The organism is Methylosarcina fibrata AML-C10, assembly GCF_000372865.1.
In the GTDB taxonomy this organism is placed as follows: Bacteria; Pseudomonadota; Gammaproteobacteria; order Methylococcales; family Methylomonadaceae; genus Methylosarcina; species Methylosarcina fibrata.
Genome location: NZ_KB889965.1, coordinates 925,150 through 941,735, shown reverse-complemented (window position 1 = coordinate 941,735; position 16,586 = coordinate 925,150). Strand labels below are relative to the sequence as shown.

At 52.5% G+C, this 16,586-nt stretch carries 12 protein-coding genes; 2 read left to right on the top strand and 10 right to left on the bottom strand.

Annotation, left to right across the window (positions count from 1 at the left end):
- Positions 1 to 45: 45 nt before the first annotated feature.
- The 10 genes from A3OW_RS0104595 to cas6 all read right to left on the bottom strand — a co-directional run bounded on the left by A3OW_RS0104595 (position 46) and on the right by cas6 (position 12,642).
- The gene (locus A3OW_RS0104595; protein WP_020562252.1) at positions 46 to 2,163 is read right to left on the bottom strand and encodes a CRISPR-associated ring nuclease; all 2,118 of its coding nucleotides are present in this window, start codon (positions 2,161 to 2,163) and stop codon (positions 46 to 48) included.
- A 121-nt stretch (positions 2,164 to 2,284) separates the two neighbouring features.
- Positions 2,285 to 2,827 carry an REP-associated tyrosine transposase gene (locus tag A3OW_RS0104590; protein ID WP_232422332.1) on the bottom strand — a complete coding sequence of 181 codons (543 nt, stop codon included), beginning with the start codon at positions 2,825 to 2,827 and terminating at the stop codon, positions 2,285 to 2,287.
- Between the two features lie 97 nt (positions 2,828 to 2,924).
- Positions 2,925 to 4,181, bottom strand: coding sequence for a TIGR02710 family CRISPR-associated CARF protein (locus tag A3OW_RS0104585; protein ID WP_020562250.1), 1,257 nt, complete (start codon positions 4,179 to 4,181; stop codon positions 2,925 to 2,927).
- A gap of 26 nt (positions 4,182 to 4,207) precedes the next feature.
- Entirely contained in the window at positions 4,208 to 5,638 is a 1,431-nt protein-coding gene (gene csm5 / locus A3OW_RS0104580; protein WP_020562249.1) for a type III-A CRISPR-associated RAMP protein Csm5, read from the bottom strand.
- A 93-nt stretch (positions 5,639 to 5,731) separates the two neighbouring features.
- Positions 5,732 to 6,679: a type III-A CRISPR-associated RAMP protein Csm4 gene (gene csm4 / locus A3OW_RS0104575; protein WP_020562248.1), complete on the bottom strand. Its 948-nt coding sequence runs from the start codon at positions 6,677 to 6,679 to the stop codon at positions 5,732 to 5,734.
- Position 6,680: 1 nt separating this feature from the next.
- Positions 6,681 to 7,475 (bottom strand): type III-A CRISPR-associated RAMP protein Csm3, encoded by a 795-nt coding sequence (gene csm3 / locus A3OW_RS0104570; protein ID WP_020562247.1) that lies wholly within the window; start codon positions 7,473 to 7,475, stop codon positions 6,681 to 6,683.
- A 15-nt stretch (positions 7,476 to 7,490) separates the two neighbouring features.
- Positions 7,491 to 7,865, bottom strand: a complete 375-nt coding sequence (gene csm2, locus A3OW_RS0104565) for a type III-A CRISPR-associated protein Csm2 (protein ID WP_020562246.1) — start codon at positions 7,863 to 7,865, stop codon at positions 7,491 to 7,493.
- Positions 7,858 to 10,401: a type III-A CRISPR-associated protein Cas10/Csm1 gene (cas10, locus tag A3OW_RS0104560; protein WP_020562245.1), complete on the bottom strand. Its 2,544-nt coding sequence runs from the start codon at positions 10,399 to 10,401 to the stop codon at positions 7,858 to 7,860. Before cas10 ends, csm2 begins: the two co-directional genes overlap by 8 nt.
- Position 10,402: 1 nt before the next feature.
- Complete coding sequence (csm6, locus tag A3OW_RS0104555) at positions 10,403 to 11,524, bottom strand: CRISPR-associated ring nuclease Csm6 (protein ID WP_020562244.1); 1,122 nt, start codon at positions 11,522 to 11,524, stop codon at positions 10,403 to 10,405.
- A 167-nt stretch (positions 11,525 to 11,691) separates the two neighbouring features.
- Positions 11,692 to 12,642 carry a CRISPR system precrRNA processing endoribonuclease RAMP protein Cas6 gene (cas6, locus tag A3OW_RS0104550; protein ID WP_020562243.1) on the bottom strand — a complete coding sequence of 317 codons (951 nt, stop codon included), beginning with the start codon at positions 12,640 to 12,642 and terminating at the stop codon, positions 11,692 to 11,694.
- A 245-nt stretch (positions 12,643 to 12,887) separates the two neighbouring features.
- Here cas6 and A3OW_RS0104545 point away from each other — a divergent pair, with 245 nt between their 5' ends.
- Positions 12,888 to 14,063, top strand: a complete 1,176-nt coding sequence (locus A3OW_RS0104545) for a type III PLP-dependent enzyme (protein WP_020562242.1) — start codon at positions 12,888 to 12,890, stop codon at positions 14,061 to 14,063.
- A gap of 509 nt (positions 14,064 to 14,572) precedes the next feature.
- Positions 14,573 to 16,585: a TonB-dependent receptor plug domain-containing protein gene (locus tag A3OW_RS24050; protein ID WP_198291285.1), complete on the top strand. Its 2,013-nt coding sequence runs from the start codon at positions 14,573 to 14,575 to the stop codon at positions 16,583 to 16,585.
- Position 16,586: the final 1 nt, after the last annotated feature.

Sequence of the window (16,586 nt, the reverse complement as noted above, 5' to 3'; positions counted from 1 at the left end):
AATGGCGGTGCCGTGTTGGTTTGCGTTAAAAAGCTTGATCGCTGTTTATTTTTGAGTCGATAACTGTTGATAAAGCTCGGCATCGACTTGTTTCAACAACGTTTCTTTATCGTCTCCGTTCATAAAACCATGGACGAAACCCTGCTTGATCATTGCCAGCGCATCCCATTGACTCAGTTTTCCGTCCGTCATTCTGGCCGCCGCCAGATATTCGTCGGCCAGGCTGGTGCGGCTGATGCCCGGATTGTCGGTGCACAGCGTCAGCGGCAGTCCCTTTTGCCACAGTTCCAGCAGCGGATACAAAGGATAATCGCCGCTTTCCGGATAGCGTGAATCGCGATAGCCGACGACTTCCCGGTTGGAGGTCGGGCAAAGTTCCAGACAGATGTTACGGTCGCGAAAACGCCGAGCCAGTTTGGCGTTGTCGTTAATGGTCAGGCCGTGGCCGATGCGGTCGGCGTGCAGATGATAAGCCGCCTGCCAGATCGATTCGGCGTCTTCGCCCTCGCCGGCGTGGATGGTCAGCGGCATGCACTGTTCGAAAACGGGCGTGAACAGATGCGCGATGGCTTCCGGCCGGGCGTGTTTTTCATCGCCGGCCATATCCAGTCCGACCACGAAATCCGGCCACTCTTGTTTTGCTTCGACAGCCATTTTTAACGTGGCCTCGACTTGGGCCGCATCGTGGCGGCGGTCGACGATGATGATAAAGCGGAATTGAGGTTTTTGCGTAATCGGCAAGCTTGCCGCCGCACGGGTCAACGCCCGATGGAACTGCCTTAAAAATTCCAGTCCGTTGGTATTGTTGTATTTCTGGGGACTTCCTCGCAGTTCGACATAAGCCAGGCCTTCGCCGACGGCCTGTTGCACGATCGTTTCCGCATAAGGCTCAATGGCGGCGGGATGCGACAGCACCGCCGAGCCGGTCAGTTCGCCGGGGCGTTCATAAGCGGCGAAACCATGGCCACTTTGCTTCAAGGCCAGGCGGGGCAGGGTGCTTTGCCAGAGGTTCGAGTTCAGTTGTTCGTCGGAAGCTTCCACCAGTAAGGCGGCCGTATTATGGCTTCGTTCGCCTGAAGCATTGTTCACTATTTTGGGCCAATTCCAGTCCCATCGGACGCATTTCAGCAATGGGGCGCATCGATCGAGAGCTTCCTTTTGTTGTTTCGGCGTCAATGACTGCCAGATCGCCAGGCCCACTCGTCGCTGTGCGTTCAGTTCGAGACAGCCGCCCAGATGCCGGTGCAGATCGGCTTTGGGAAGCTGGACGAGCCAGTCTCTGTGGCTGTCATTAATGCGGGTTTCCCGCAGCGTCTGGATGATCCTCGGCGGCAACCGGTAGAGGCTGCGCCAGTTTTCGTGCCGTTCGCCGCGGCTCAAATCCTGAAGAAAATTCCCGAACAGGCGGCTGCTGGCCCGTTCGCGCTGGTTGAGCTCGTCGACCAGCGAAGGCGGACGGCTTTGAAAGATGATCGTTTGATTGGCATTCGGCAAACGGAGAGGATAGTCTTCGCTGCAAATCGGTCCCGCTTGATCGACTCGAATGTCGAGCAAGTCGCTGCGCGCCGTTTGTCCGGCGACCAGCGGCGTAATCAGCCGAGCCAGATCATCGGGCAAGGCTTGGGTCATTAGCTCCGGTTTCGCCTTATACAGTTCAACCGGCAGTTTGTCCGCACTGATCACGTGCAGCAGCGCCTCGCAGCCGAACAGAGACCCGGCCCATTGCAGATCGGCGCTCATGGTCTTGCGGCCGCCGGCGAGAGACAGGACGACTTGGTCGCGTCGGCCGGCGCCGCGGTTTTCGGCCGCATACTGATGGGCCTTGAGGCAGGCTCTGGCGATCAACTCCTTGATCCTTGCGCATTCTTCCTGGCTGGCGAGCTGATCGGTCTGTTCGGTCTGCCATACGCGCAGCACGGGTGGATTTGCGCATTGACTGATCCAGTCCATTAAGCATTGCAGACTGTCTTGCGTGCCCTGCGTGGTGCAGACCCATATTTCATCCGGAGCCTGAAGATTGTAACTATTTTTTAGGTCGAGCAGTTTGGGCCGTTCAGGGTGGTTTTCAAACAGAGGCAAACGCTCAGGAGCCAGAAAAGCGTAGGCTTCGGGAATGACCGCCCAACTGGTGCCGAGCGTACAAAGGAGTATGTTTTTGCTCATGGTTTTAATAATTTAACGGGTTTTGGTCGCGACTGGGCGTCGCTCCTACCATGCCTATGTGAGCAATCACAATGCCAGTAGGAGCGACGCCCAGTCGCGACTTGAAAGATTTGAAAGACCATCACAACCATGTCGCATCCCAATGCGGATAATCGCCGATCCGTGAAACCAAACCGGCGCGCAGCGGATTGGCGACAAGATAGCGCGCAACCGCCGGCAAATCTTCTTCCCGGCGCAAAGCATGGTCATGATAGCCGGCTTGCCAGATGGGCTTGCCAATTTTTTGCGCGGACGCGGCCTTGACGCTTTGGACCACCCGAGACAACACGCGAACAGAGCCCAATTGCATCAGCCAGTGCAAATGGTCAGGCATGACGACAAAAGCAAGGGTTTCGGCTCTGTGCAACTGATGTTCGGTTTTCAGAACCTTGACCAAAATCCGCGCGGAGTGAAAATCGGCGAACACCGGCAGGCGGTTTTGCGTCACCGTCGTAACGAGATAGATTTGATTGGGAATCGAATGCCGGCCTTTGCGCAACGCGCTGCCGTGAGGAGGCTGTGATATTTTGGGTCGCGACTGGGCGTCGCTCCTACCGGCATGCAGGATGGGCATTTCTTGTCGTCGCGACTGGGCGTCGCTCCTACCGGCATGCAGAATGGGCATTTCTTGTCGTCGCGACTGGGCGTCGCTCCTACCGGCATTCAGGATGAGCATTTCTTGTAGGAGCGACGCACAGTCGCGACTAAAAACTTCGACCACGTCAATATTTGGAAGGTAGCTGCATCGGAATTTCTTTTAGGCCAACCCTTTTCCCCTCCGCCAGCAGCATCGGCATGAATCGCTGCTTCATCCAGATTTGCAATGTCTGCCAGTCGCTTTGTTTGACCGGCTCAAAGCCGTGCGCCAGAATCGAATGATTGCGGATCTTGAGGTGATCAAGCAGTCTGTTTTCTTCTCTTTGAATGAATTGTGCCGCTGCGCCCTGGGTTTTAAGCCTGACCAATTGCCAGGCATTGAATAATCCGGCTTGCCATTGGTTTTGCTGATTTTGAGTCAACTTGATTCCCTCGGGTATTTCCGTTTCCTTGACATCGGATGTATCAAGCCCGCAGTGAATCTTTAGCAGCCACTGGGCGGTCCATTCGATCAGGCGGTAAACGCGGGCAACCGCGTCGTCGTAGCGGCCTTGCTCGGCGCGGCGTTCGGCGTTGCAGTAGAGATCGAACAGGCGGGCGGCATCGCATCGGGCGGAATTGCTGTCGTTGAGCGTTCTGGCAATGGTCAGGTAAGGCGACAATTCCTTGTTAGCATAGGTTTGCAAAATGTTGAAAGCAAGATGATGATTGAAGTTGTCCCATTCGGCAAAGGCGCGGCTGAGTTCGCGAAAGCGGGTGTATTGGCCGCGCAGCTCTGAATTGCTTGGCGGCTTGAGTTGTTTGAGCCCGGCTTCGGCTTCGCTGTAGGCGAATCGGCTCCAGGCCTGTTTATACGGCGCAATCAGCCTCTGAAAGCGGATTTGCTCGCTGTTGGCTAGGGCGGCAAATTGCGAACCGTCCTGCACCTTGACCAAGTCGGCGCGGCTGCCGGTGACAAGCTGCAAGTCGACGTCCGGGTGTTCCAGGGCGGCCATGATCAGGCCGGCGCTCATCGATTTGGTGCCGCCGGTAAAATCGGCAACTATTCGTGCATCGGGAAAGCGTTGAGAGATTTCTTCGATGGTTCGATGGCAATCGAGATAAATCCGGTCGAGATCGTCGGACAGGGTCAACACGACCTGGTATTGCTCGGGCAAAAGGCCGGTTTGATTGGGAATGCTCGGCAGCGTGGGCTTGTCGTCGTGAGGATGTGCCTTGATGCAATTGCCCCTGCCTTCGATCTGGCTGTCGGATCCCGTGCGGCCGGTAGCCGGGTCTTTACCGGTGCAAATGAAAACGACAAAATCGGGGCGCAATTCGTTGATCGCGCTGACGATGGGCTGATGGCTGCCGCCGACGGTGCTGAGAAGGATTTGGGGCATGTTGTTTTGTCCTGATGATCGTTGAATCAACTTTGTTCGTATATCGTTTTTGCTTGTTTGGCGGCTTTTCCATTGGGCTCGTCCCACCAGTTTTCATTCTGCCAACGGCGTTTGATGTCCGACAAAGCTGCTTGTTTTTCTTCGCCGTCCGGCATCTCTTGCCACGCTTGGGCCAAGGCTTTGCCGCGTAATGCCTCTTTTTTCGAACTGCGGTTTTGTTGCGCGATTTGTGCGAGTTTTTGATTGACCCAGGCTGATTGAGATGCAACTGCCTGTTGATCGATTTGCTGCTTTTCCAATTTATCGGCTACCAAGTCATACGATAACAATCTGACCCAACCTAAGGGGAATTTAGGTTCGCCGGAAACAACCAAGCGCCTAGTTTTAGGAAAAATTTTTCCTGGCCTTCCCATGTCTTTAGGGTAAAGTTCTCTAAATTTTTCAACTAATTCTTGAGAGGCCCAGTCGCCGGTCATGCCGCGCCAGCCGCTGCCCCAGGACATTTGCAGGTAAGCCGCCTGTTGGTCTGTTTCGATCATTTTCAGAAGCCGGTGGCATTCCTGTTCCGGTGCTGACTTGCCTTGATCTTTATAAAACTGGATTTCCTTTTGCAGACGATATTTTGCGTGTTGGTTAAGACGTTGTTTGAGGTCGCCAAAATCTTTCGGCGCGATGGATGAAACCGCACCGTTCTGTTGCCAACTGCTGATATCGCTCAACAAAAAACCGTCCCATTGCAGGGTTACTAGACCCAGTGCGCCGGATTGCAGTACTTCGGCATAAATTCCATCGGCTTGCTGCCAATTGTCGAGACTATTTCGCTTACTCATGCTGCGCCAACGCTTTTCATTGAGCCAGCGAATATCGGCCAAGCGTAAATCCGTATCCGCAAATAACGTATCTTTGACTTTGAACACGCGAAAAATATCTTGTTTGGCATCGTTGCCGAGCAAGGCTGCCAATAACCTGTCATCGGCAGCTTTAGCTCTTGGAGCATTACCTTTTCTATCTCTCTTTGGTAATAACTCTTGAATTTGCAACGACAAACTCGGCGTTTCTCTAACGGAACGCAACCATTCCGCAATCAGTGCCGTACGAATCGCGCCTTTGATCGCCGAACCGGGCAAATACGGACGATTCATTGTATCTTTCAAATGCTCGCGAAATTTGTCCGGCACTTTTTGCGCGGTTGCCAGCCACGGTAAGCGGTAACCGAAATCCTGGCCCGCCGCATTGACCAAATCACTCAGATGAGCGCCGGACAATAGCTTGGCATCGGCATCCAACGCCAAATTGCCGGAGGCCACCGCATTGAAACTGGCTTGCTGATCGACGACAAAAGCCATGCCGCCGCGGTCGATATAGTCCAGTTCTTTGAATAGTTCCGCGCCCGAACCCGCTTGCGTGGGCGTTAAAATTTCCAGCCCTAATCTAACCGACTGATTGATACCTTTCATCTTGATGACCCTATTGTTATTGCTGTAGGAGCGACGCGAGTCGCGACCCAATACCGTCAAATCGCGACTCGCGTCGCTCCTACAAAACAAGTCTTACCGTGGTTGGACGAAAAAACCGCGGCCGTCACGAAAAACACTTTGTGTTGCGTTAGTCGATACATCGACAACGCGACCTTGCAATGGCCTTGAAAATACGCTGCCTTCGCTGAACATCCGCAGCCTTTTTTTACGCAAACCCGTGTTGCCGATCCAACCGCCACGCGAAACCAGTTTGTATGCCGATCCTTCCAGCCAGCCGGTTTGGCAATCGCCGGGATCGGGATTCACCAATGACAGCGTTACCGATTCGCCCTGTTCAGCCAGTTGTAAATCGGGTACTTGACCGGCTGTCCAGGTAAAGCAGCCGTTGCCGCTGGTACGGTCAGCGCCAATGCCGCTGTCGCCGAGTATGTGCAGCGCGGTTTCAAATTGCCGGCGGCTGGATTCATCATTGAAGACTGCCAAAAAGTACAGGCCGCCCTTTTTATCGAACCATATCCGGCTGAAGTTGAAGATGAGGCTTTCCGCCGCTTGGTTGTCGATGCGGTCGATCGCCAAGCGGGGCCGTTCCTCTTCCACCCAAAGTTTTTCTGGCAGCTTGGTAGACGTGCTCGCCAGAACGCTTTGACACACATCATTTTTCAAGTCGATCCGTTCCGCCCAATCCGGATCGGTCAAGGATTCATGCCAGAGGTTGCTGTCCAGCCATTGAATTTTTTTCAGTTTTTTGGCATCTTTTGATTGCTTTGGAGAGGTAGCCAGACTACTCAACACACGCGGTAAAAAATAACAATTCCGGTAAAACGGAAACGCCGAGCTAATCCGAAACGACGGATGTTGCGCTTGTTTGGCGATTTGTTCGGGCCAAATCAATGCCCAAGTCGCCAAAATCGCCGCGCTCAATGTGTCGGAATGGATAAAGCTGTTGCTTTCCTCGTAAAAGTCATTGCCGCGACTATCGACGTGAAACGGAGCCTCGAAAGTGAGCCGATAGCAGCGCATTTCAGGCTCCTGCCGCTACTTCGGACTTGGGCTGTAAACCGGCGAATAAAGCCATCAAGGTTTCGTTGACATCGGCTGCCGCTTCGCCTTTTTGATAATGCTGCATAGTGCGTTCCTGCAACTTTTGCACGACAAACTCGACCGCGCCGTAGCCGCGCGAACCGTGACCACCCAGGCTGTCATGCTGCACCAACTCAAGCCCTTCGCGAATCAAATTCAAAAATTGGGTTTCGTCGTCGCCTTCGAGCAAGGTCAACACCAGTTCGAAATTAAATTCCGCACCGGCCGGCACCCGCTCGAATTGGCGAGGAATGGCCGCCGAAGTAATACGGTCGATGTTGACCTCGGTTTTAACCTCGGTCATCGGCATGTCGGTATTGGGAGCGTTTTCCAGTTGCTTTTTGCTGGCAGGAGTCAAATGGGCATCGCGGACCATCAGACGGGTGGGTTGGCCGTTGTTTTTGTCGGCGGATACACCGAACAATTTACCGAGCATGGATTCAGGATTGATACCTGCTGAAGCTTCAAGCTTGCCTTCTTTAAAACTGAAGCCGCCTTCCTTGGGATTATGTTTTTCATCGCCTCGCGCCCTTTCCAATAAAGAGCGCATTTTTCCGCGCAAAGACGATCCCGGAATATAAGGTTCATTGGTCAGCGGATTTCTGACCACGACTTTATCCGCACCGCCAATCGCCATACCGATGGAGTTGCCGCCGATGTGCAAGCCGGTCAAAGCTTTGATTGTGCCGCGGATAAAGATTTTGCTTTTGAGTTTTGGATTGGTTTGTTCGCTCATGGTAGTGTCCCTTGATTATTTGCCGCCGTTGGCTTTGTGATAAGCAAGTATTGCCTCGAAAAAATTGCAAAAACGCTTGAAGGTTTCGGGTTGTTTGACGTCGACAGCGTCGATGGCCGCGCCTAAAGCATCTTCCAGCATTTTGAACGCGTCTTTTTTTTGTGCACGGCCACGCGCATAGGCAAGCTTTGGTTTTAATAGCAATAGCTCGCGATGCGCCTTGTCAGTGAATACGCTTTGCATTTCCAGTTTTTTGACAGTTCCATAGGCGTTACGGATTTGAGATGTGCTTACATCACGAGCAATGTTTTTCGCCAAGTTTGCAGCAAACGAAACCATTTGCTTAGCGGTGTCATCACGCTGGATGAACGATTTGATTTCTTCAGTCATTCGTTTTGCTCCTCATTAAGAATTCGGCCCAACGTACCGGCAATTGCAGCCATTCCATGACCGGCTGCCTGTTAGCCAGAGTTTGCGGGGTAATCAATTGCTGTTGTAAACCTTCCAGTTGGATCTCCACTTCGGGATAACGCTTTGCCATGCGCTTCAGGTTGTAAACCAGCCGCCAGCGCCATTTGTCCCAATAAATCATTTCTTCAAATTTACCTGTCTTTTCCCTGGCTTTGATTTCATCGACTGCTATCACGACTTGCCGCAAGCGGTCGATGATGGCCTGGCTGTTGGTTTTTTTGACGATTTCCAGCAGAGTGTCGCGCAAGCGGACTGCATCATTAAAACTTTCCCAACCGATTGTAGTTTCCAAAAAGCTTAACGCGTCTTTGTGCTTCTCCCCTCGTTGCAGGTGCTTGGCTTGTTCTTCGGTTTCGCCCGCCAAATCGGCCGCCCGTGAAATCGGGTATCTGCCTCCGACTGTTGCGATGCCGCCGGATAACGTAAAGCACGGGTTGTTGGCGCAGTATTGGCTAAATTCATCCCGGATTTTTTGCGCGACCAACGGCAATTCGTCCCAACTGCCGATGATGAAGACGTCGTCGCCGCCCGCATAAATGATCTGGCTGCGTTTAAACTCATCAAGAATACGATGTAAATAGCCTGCAAAGAACAAATGCAGTTGGCGCGACACGGTCGCTACGCGAGATAAGGAGCCCATGCTTTCGTTATTTTTGCCGAAGTTCAAGCCGCGTATGAATATTTCGCCCAGGTTGTCCACGTCCATGCGCAATATACCCATACGGCTTATGCCTTTGGCACTATCGGCAAAATCCTTGAAATCGCGACTCCCGTTATCTTTCTCACTCTGCCACTTGCCGACATAGCGAATGCCTTGCGAATAACCTTGCGGGTTCGCATTGAACCCTGTCCATTCATTTAGCACTTCCAAATGCGATTCCGTCAAATCGGTAAGTTCGCTAAATTCCGGCTCTCGCTCCAATAAGTACAAGTCACAATCGGTGCCGGGCAAAGGCATCTTAAAAAAACGGCCTTGAAATTTATTGGTTACAGTAGGCCGGTTTTCACCCCAAACCCAAAACAAATAGCGAGCGTCCGCTAACTTCTGGCCCATGTCTTCCAGATTTTGGCATTGCCTGCAATTTTGCCCGCTGTTTATGTCGGCCTTCGCATCGTCTCGTCCGCAAATCCTGCAAGCGCCATATTCGTGCTGTGCTTGCCCTGCGAAACATTCGATGTCTTCGCTCGCTTGCGCTTTGAAAGGCTGCAAGCGCTGTTTCTGCAAGTCTTCGTTGACTTCTTTCCAACGCTTGCCCATGTTGCCTTCTTTAAAATCGCCGCCACATATATCCGTAAAACCCAAGCCTAAAAAGACTTCGCCCTGAAATTCATCGAGCAACGCTTTATTGACAGAATCGGCGATGCTATGCACCTGAGTTTTCAAATGCGACGGTACCAGCAAATAAAACTTGCCGCCGGATGAATAGATTCTCGCGGTTGGATATAGGCCGAGAGAACGAATGATTTGCTCGGACACGGCATCGCAAAGCAACTGGATAAAAAATGAACGTCCTCGCAAACCTTTAGCGGCGCCTTTGCCGGTGATTTTGTAAATGAATTTTTGGATGCCGGAAAAGTCGCCGCAGACCAATTGCCATTTAGGAGTCTTTTCGTCTTTAAAGCGCGCAGGCTCGGTAATTTGTTGGTGATATAAGTACAAGCCTTCGCCAATCGATGACGTAATCCGCAAATGGTCGAACAACGAAATATCGGGATGAATTACATTAGTCGCGGCCGGGACTTGGCTCAAATAATGCTCCATCAGACTCAACAGACTTCGCATCGTCGACCTCGCTAATTTTTCTTTGGCAACGTTGGCAGTGAAACTTTGTAAGCCGTCCAGCTCGGCAATGAATTTTTCTGCGATGCTTCGATAATCGGCAGCCAGGCTTTGTTGAGATAACCAGGTTTTATCGTTTTTTTCCATGCCCGACAAAGAGGCCCGCTTTGGAAAAATATGACTCTTTGATAAGTCACACTGGGACAAGGGTAAAAATGAATCGTTGTCTCTTGCGATTTCCCCAATTTTTACCCGGCCTAATAAGGATTCCAGCCTGGTTTTTTTATTGATGCCTTGTTGGTAAAAGTTGCCCTGCTCCCGTTCGGCACTCGCAAAATGATCGGCAGCCTGGACGAGTTTTTCCAAGTGGTTATCTTCCTTGCTCGAAGGATTATGGTGAAATGAGGCCAAATTCACCCAGTTCTGATCGGCCGTGGCTATCGTCTGATGCTCCTCGGGCCGTATTTGCGGCACTTTTTCAGCAAGGAGTTCGCAAAACGCCAAGGTATGTAAAACATGCCGATGTGAGTAATAGCCTTTTTCCGCATTTTTAGGGCAATAACTCTGGCATTTTTCGGTATCATCTCGGTAATGCCCTAGCATTTCAGCCCTTTCAAAAAACTTGCCGATGTCATGCAGTAAACACCCCAAAACGGCGTGATCGTATGGTTTCATATCAATTTTCCGGTTGAACGATGTATTGAATCTGTTCTTTTTTGAGGCCTATCCGATAGCGCGTCCTTGGCCTTTTCCCTATCGCCTGAATCAAGTAAGCACTTGCAGCCTGTTGCAAAGCCTGGCCGAGCACTTTGTTGATCCGCGATTTACGCTGTTCGAAAAACGCTTTAGTCATGCCGTCTCGCAAGGCGGCCTCGGTGCGGTCTGCTCCGCCCAGTTTCCCGTTGATCCGGCGGTAATGACGTAAATACTCCGCGCCGTAGACTGCCTCCGGCGCGCCGTCGCTGGGGCATTGCGGCGCATCCCCACTGTCGGTCCGGCGCTGCAACAGCCAAAGGTAGAAGGCCAGATCGGCCGGGCTCAATTTAATCGGCGTGCCTTGGGCAACGAGCAGGCGCCTGTCCGGGTCGATTGCAAGTTGCGCCGGCCCCAGCGCGGCCTGCGCATTGGCTACAGTCCTGCTGAAGCTGCTTTTACCGTCGAGCAGCGCCCGGTCCAGACCGTGCCGGAGCCGCACGAAGGCGATGTCGGCCAGGATGACGGCGGCGTGACGAGTATCGAGCGGCTTGCGGCTGGGGTCGTTGCCGTAGATCACTTGCGAATGCGGCGTCGGATAATAAAACTGCGGATGCGATTCGTAGTCCGCCGAGACCAGGACATGGCTGAGCCGGTCCTGAGGCCGCCCGTACAGGGACAGGGCATAGCCCGCATAGAAACCCATGGTCTTGCGGCCGCCGGCGATCGAGACGTGCAGGGCGGCCTCCGGGTCGGCGGTGAGCGCCCGGATCGTTTCGGTGATGCCGTCGGCCACGGTCTGGTTATCCTCGCCGCTGCGAATGTCCTGTAACGGCTCCCCAAAGCGGTCCTGCAGAACATGGATGCAGCCGCTGTCGAACGGAACGGACGGCAATCGATAATCCTGATAAAAGCGGCTTAGCCAGTGGTCGTTGATCAGGGTCAGCCGGGCGCGTTCGGCGCCTTCCCGGGTGGTCAGGATTCGAATTTCTTCCGGCAGGGTACGGCCTTCCTGGTGCAAGGCATACAGGGTTTCGGTGACGACCTGGGGCGTCAGACCGGTGACGCAAAGCAGAATGTGTCGATGGTTCGTGTCGTGTTTCATGACGGTGATTTTGCCTTGGTTTTCTGTCGATTGTTAGGGTTGACAAGCTTGTCGCGACTGGCGTCGCTCCTACGAGGACTCCTGCGGGATGCCTTCGCGACTGTGTGTCGCTCCTACGGGGGCTCCTGCGGGATGCCTTCGCGACTGGCGTCGCTCCTACGGTTTGTTCAATCGACATCATCGGCTTCGATCGTATAGCGGCCTAGGCCCATGCTGGTGGCCTTGCCGGCATGCACCCATTGACCCAGCCAGAGATAGGGCCAAAAGTCTTCGAGCCCTTCAGGATCGAGTTCCAGCGACCCCAGAACGCCGCCCAGTTGCATTTCGGTTTGTTGCCTTGAAGAGTAGCGGGTCCAGTCGTGCCAGCGCAGTTTTTTATCGGCAAATTCGACGGTCCCGGCTTGGCGCATGAGCGCGGCGAAATCGGTTGTCAGCGGCGTGTCGGTATGAAAATAGGTCAGCATGGATATCCGGCGCAGCAGACTGCCGAAGAACGGGGCAAAGTGAAAATGAGCGCCGTTAACGTTTTTACTGTCCTGCTTGATCCGTAGGGGCGTGTGGATCGACAGGCGTATGCGGCCGGGCATGGGCGGAATTGCCGGCATGGCCGGCGGGCTGAGGACGTCCAGTTGGCCCTCGCGGTAAACCGGCTGAGGCGCCGATGCAGGAAACAGTTGCTCGACGGTTTCCAATTGCAGGACTTGACGGCGTCCGCCCAGACCGTCATTCCCGGCCGTGTTCAGAGCATGGACGAGATACGGAAAAAACCGCTGGCCGTGGCCGAAAACAACGATTTGCAACGGATAGCGCGTGTCCTGCTGCTCCGCAAGCGGCATCTGCAGAACAAAGGGATGCGGCGCCGCGGTGTATTTGCGCATTTTTTCGGAATTCGCCGGGGGCGGCGTTTCGAACAGATAAGAATAGGCGCACGAGCTTTTCAGCAGGCATTCAGCGCAAGGAGTGTTTCTGACCACACAAACGGTTTTCTTGAGAGCGTGCCCGAAGGCTCCGCGCCATGCGGAACCCGGATACGGCGGCAATCGGATCGGGTTGTTGCTGTGGAAATTGAACCGGAAAACGGAAAAGGGAAGATCGGGCATCGTCAGTGGATTGTTCATTTTAGTTACACCTCCTTTTGTATTTTGCCCCCGAGGCGGCATTGTAGCTTACTTTGGCAAGCTTGTTAACGGAGTGCGCTTTGCTTGTCCGCTCTGCCGGGCTTCGCGCGGGCCGGAGTTAACGGAACCGGAATGCCGACGCATGAATCCTGTCCGAAATTCTGACTTTAGCCGGCTTTTCTACTAGAATGGAAAATTAAAGTTTTTTTGATCCTGTACTTTCCGCTTTTGATTACGCCCCTTCCATGAAAAGAAAAAATTTTTACTCGGACGACGAGTGGCAAAAAATGCTTGAATTCACCGATCCGTTACCCACGCCGTTCATTGTCATCAATCTTGATAGAGTGAAAAAACAATACGAGGAACTCGCCGGTTATTTTCCGGACAGTTTCATTCATTATCCGGTCAAGGCGAATCCTGCCGCCGAAATTATCACGCTGTTGCATCGCTTGGGCAGCAATTTCGACATCGCGTCCATATACGAAATGGACAAAATATTATCGCTGGGCGTACCTCCGGAAAAAATCCTTTATGGGAACACCATTAAAAAGGCCAGCGACATCGAGTACGCCTATAAAAAAGGCATCAGACTTTATGCGACCGATTGCCTGGACGACATCGAAAAAATCGCTGCTCATGCGCCGGGGTCGGATATTCTGGTCCGGATTCTGGTGCAAGGCGGAGAAACCGCCGATTGGCCGTTAACGAGAAAATTCGGTTGCCATCCGATGAGCGCCGTATCGTTGATGGAAAAGGCCATCAAACTGGGCCTGAAACCGCAGGGGGTCTCTTTTCACGTAGGTTCGCAGCAACGTGCGGTATGGCAATGGAACGAGGCGCTGATCTCGGTGGCGGCCATTTTTGCAATGGCCGCGGAGCAAGGGATACATTTGCAAACGATCGACATGGGAGGCGGTTTTCCGGCCAACTACATCAATAAAACCCACAGCATCAAGGAATACGCCACTGAAATCAATCGATATCTTAGCAATCATTTCGGCAGCCGCCGGCCTAAAATCATACTGGAACCCGGACGATCGCTGGTCGGCAATGCCGGCATTCTGGTCAGCGAAATTATTACCATTTCCAAGAAAAGCCGTTCGGACAGTCATCGCTGGGTTTTTCTGGACACCGGAAAATTCAACGGTTTGATCGAAACCATGGACGAAGGGACGAAATATCCGGTGGTCATGGCCGAGGAAAATGAAAAAAAGCGGGTAGGCGAGGTAATATTGGCGGGACCTACCTGCGACAGCGTGGACATCATGTACGAAAAAGCCCGATATAAATTGCCGTTGAGCGCCTGTTCGGGCCAACGGCTGTACTGGCTGTCGACCGGTGCTTATACTTCCAGCTACGCTTCGGTCGAGTTTAACGGATTCCCTTCGATCAAATCCTATTTTTATGGAATAAATGAATAATTGTCGTTTATTCTTCCGTATAATTCCTCCATCTTCGGACAAATTCACGATCGAAAAATCGATTTTTTTTAAAATCAAACAATTGCAACTATAATCCTTCTATGAAGGCTATAGACTCGAGATCGGCGGCAGAACCCTGTGGCGCCTTGGGCAGATCATATATTCGTTAGAGATCCGGCGGACTGAAAGGCTTCGGATATTTTTGAAAAAAAGATTAATTTCAAATATTCTAAGGTGCTTAATCTGAATCTCAAGAAGAAATCCTGATTACCAGGCAAGTCAAGATCAATCGCAATCATGCCGTTTCCACCGTCTCTAGCGTTTCATCCCAACACGGACATAACCCGAAAGACTCCGCCAGGAATGGCCCGCTTTCCGGTATTCGATCGTTAACCGGTCGAATGGCTATGCCGGAACGTCGGCCGTTATCGAATCGACGAGTTGCCGATCCTTATGCCTGACCGGAAAAATAATCATTTTACTCTCTAGCCGCCAATCCAATGATGGGTATGAAAATCTGTAATTCAATCGCCATAAACTGTCTGATCTTCAGTACGATGGCTCTGCCGCAAACGAATCCGGCCCTGGCAGCAGACGAGTTTTCCGGGCCGGAGCCGCACTTTGGCAGCAGCGATGTTCTGTTTGAAGACATCCCTTCCGTTTATAGCGCATCGAAATATGAACAAAAAGTCACGAAAGCTCCGGCGTCCATCAGTATCGTCACCGCGGATGAAATCAAAAAATACGGCTATCGCAATTTCGGCGCCATTTTAGCCAGCCTGAAGGGATTTTACAGCACCAGCGATCGAAACTACGGCTATGTCGGAGTAAGGGGGTTCGGTCTGCCGGGCGATTACAACAGCCGTTTGCTGTTGCTCATCGACGGCCACCGTTACAACGACGTCATCTATGATTCGTTTTATACGGACGCAGGGTTTCCGGTTGACATTGACGTGATCGAACGGATCGAAGTGGTAAGAGGCCCCAGTTCTTCACTCTACGGCACCAATGCGGTTTTCGGCATCATCAACGTCATTACCAAACGCGGGCGGGATCAGAACGGCGCCAACGTCAAGGCTTCATACGGCACCAACGATGCCTATAAAACCAGTTTCAGTTACGGCAACCGTTTCAGTAACGGTCTGGAAGCCTTCGTAACCGGCACTTACTACGATAGCGCCGGCTACAACCGCCTTTATTACAAGGAATTCGACACGCCGCAGACCAATAACGGCATTGCCGTCAACAGCGATGAAGAACTGGCGAGAAAACTGATGACCAAAATCGCGTTCGGCGATTTCTCGCTCCAGGGACTGTACGTCAACCGCCGCAAGGACGTTCCTACCGCCTCCTATGATACGATATTCAATAGCCAGGCCGAAAATACCACCGACGAGGCGGCTTTTTACGAGCTGAAATACGATCATACCTTCGACAATCAACTGAACGTACAGTCAAGACTCTCCTACAATTGGTATCGCTATAGCGGGAATTACCCCGTCGATCACTCGGCCGACCGGGTTCCCTTTCTCGGCATCAACAAGGAACTTTCCGACGGCCAATGGTGGCGCGCCGAGCTGGAGGCCTCCAAGGTATTCTGGCAGGATCACCACGTCACTCTGGGCGGGCAATACCAGGATAACTTTCATCAATTCCAGACCAGTTACGACGTCGCCACCTACGTCAGCTCGGATGCAAGCACTTATCAGTGGGCGTTGTTTGTCCAGGACGATTACAGCATCACGGAATCGCTGACCTTCAATGCCGGAGTCCGTTACGATTATTTCAGCATTTTCGGCTCGACGGTCAATCCCAGGCTCGGCCTGATTTACAATTTTTTCCAGAATTCCACCGTTAAATTGCTCTACGGCACGGCCTTCAGGGCGCCCAACCAGTTCGAGCTGAATTTTATCGGCGCGGGGATTATCGCCAGTTCGAATTTACAACCGGAAAAACTGGAAACCACCGAATTGATCCTGGAACATTATTTCACGCCGCAACTGCGCGCGGAATTCAACCTGTTTCATACCGACATCAGCAACATCATTTATTTGACGACGCTCGCTAACGGCGATCTCCAGCATCAAAACGTAGGCAACATCGAGTCCAATGGGCTCGAAATTCAACTGGAACAACTTTTCTATAACGGCTTTCAAGGACGGGTCAGCTATTCCTGGCAGGAAAACAAGGACGAAGTCACTCATCAACGCCTGAGCAATTCCCCGGAACACATGGTCAAACTCAATCTGATCGCGCCGTTGTGGACGGACAAGGTGTTCCTCGGGTACGAACTGCAATACATGAGCGGCAGGAAAACCGTGTTGGGCGGGCAGGTCGGCGATTACGTAATCAGCAATCTGACGGTATTCACCCAAAACTGGGTGAAAGGGCTCGAACTCTCCGCGGGCGTCTATAATCTTTTTGACGAACAGTATTTTGATCCGGCGTCCGATGCACACAAACAAAACGCGATAGAGCAGGACGGTCTTCAGTTCAGAATCAAGGCCAGCATCGATTTCTAAG

Coding starts and splice junctions, on each gene's coding strand:
- A3OW_RS0104595 (WP_020562252.1), bottom strand. CDS start 2,163: ATGAGCAAAAACATACTCCTTTGTACGCTCGGCACCAGTTGGGCGGTC.
- A3OW_RS0104590 (WP_232422332.1), bottom strand. CDS start 2,827: ATGCCCATTCTGCATGCCGGTAGGAGCGACGCCCAGTCGCGACGACAA.
- A3OW_RS0104585 (WP_020562250.1), bottom strand. CDS start 4,181: ATGCCCCAAATCCTTCTCAGCACCGTCGGCGGCAGCCATCAGCCCATC.
- csm5 (WP_020562249.1), bottom strand. CDS start 5,638: ATGAAAGGTATCAATCAGTCGGTTAGATTAGGGCTGGAAATTTTAACG.
- csm4 (WP_020562248.1), bottom strand. CDS start 6,679: ATGCGCTGCTATCGGCTCACTTTCGAGGCTCCGTTTCACGTCGATAGT.
- csm3 (WP_020562247.1), bottom strand. CDS start 7,475: ATGAGCGAACAAACCAATCCAAAACTCAAAAGCAAAATCTTTATCCGC.
- csm2 (WP_020562246.1), bottom strand. CDS start 7,865: ATGACTGAAGAAATCAAATCGTTCATCCAGCGTGATGACACCGCTAAG.
- cas10 (WP_020562245.1), bottom strand. CDS start 10,401: ATGAAACCATACGATCACGCCGTTTTGGGGTGTTTACTGCATGACATC.
- csm6 (WP_020562244.1), bottom strand. CDS start 11,524: ATGAAACACGACACGAACCATCGACACATTCTGCTTTGCGTCACCGGT.
- cas6 (WP_020562243.1), bottom strand. CDS start 12,642: ATGAACAATCCACTGACGATGCCCGATCTTCCCTTTTCCGTTTTCCGG.
- A3OW_RS0104545 (WP_020562242.1), top strand. CDS start 12,888: ATGAAAAGAAAAAATTTTTACTCGGACGACGAGTGGCAAAAAATGCTT.
- A3OW_RS24050 (WP_198291285.1), top strand. CDS start 14,573: ATGAAAATCTGTAATTCAATCGCCATAAACTGTCTGATCTTCAGTACG.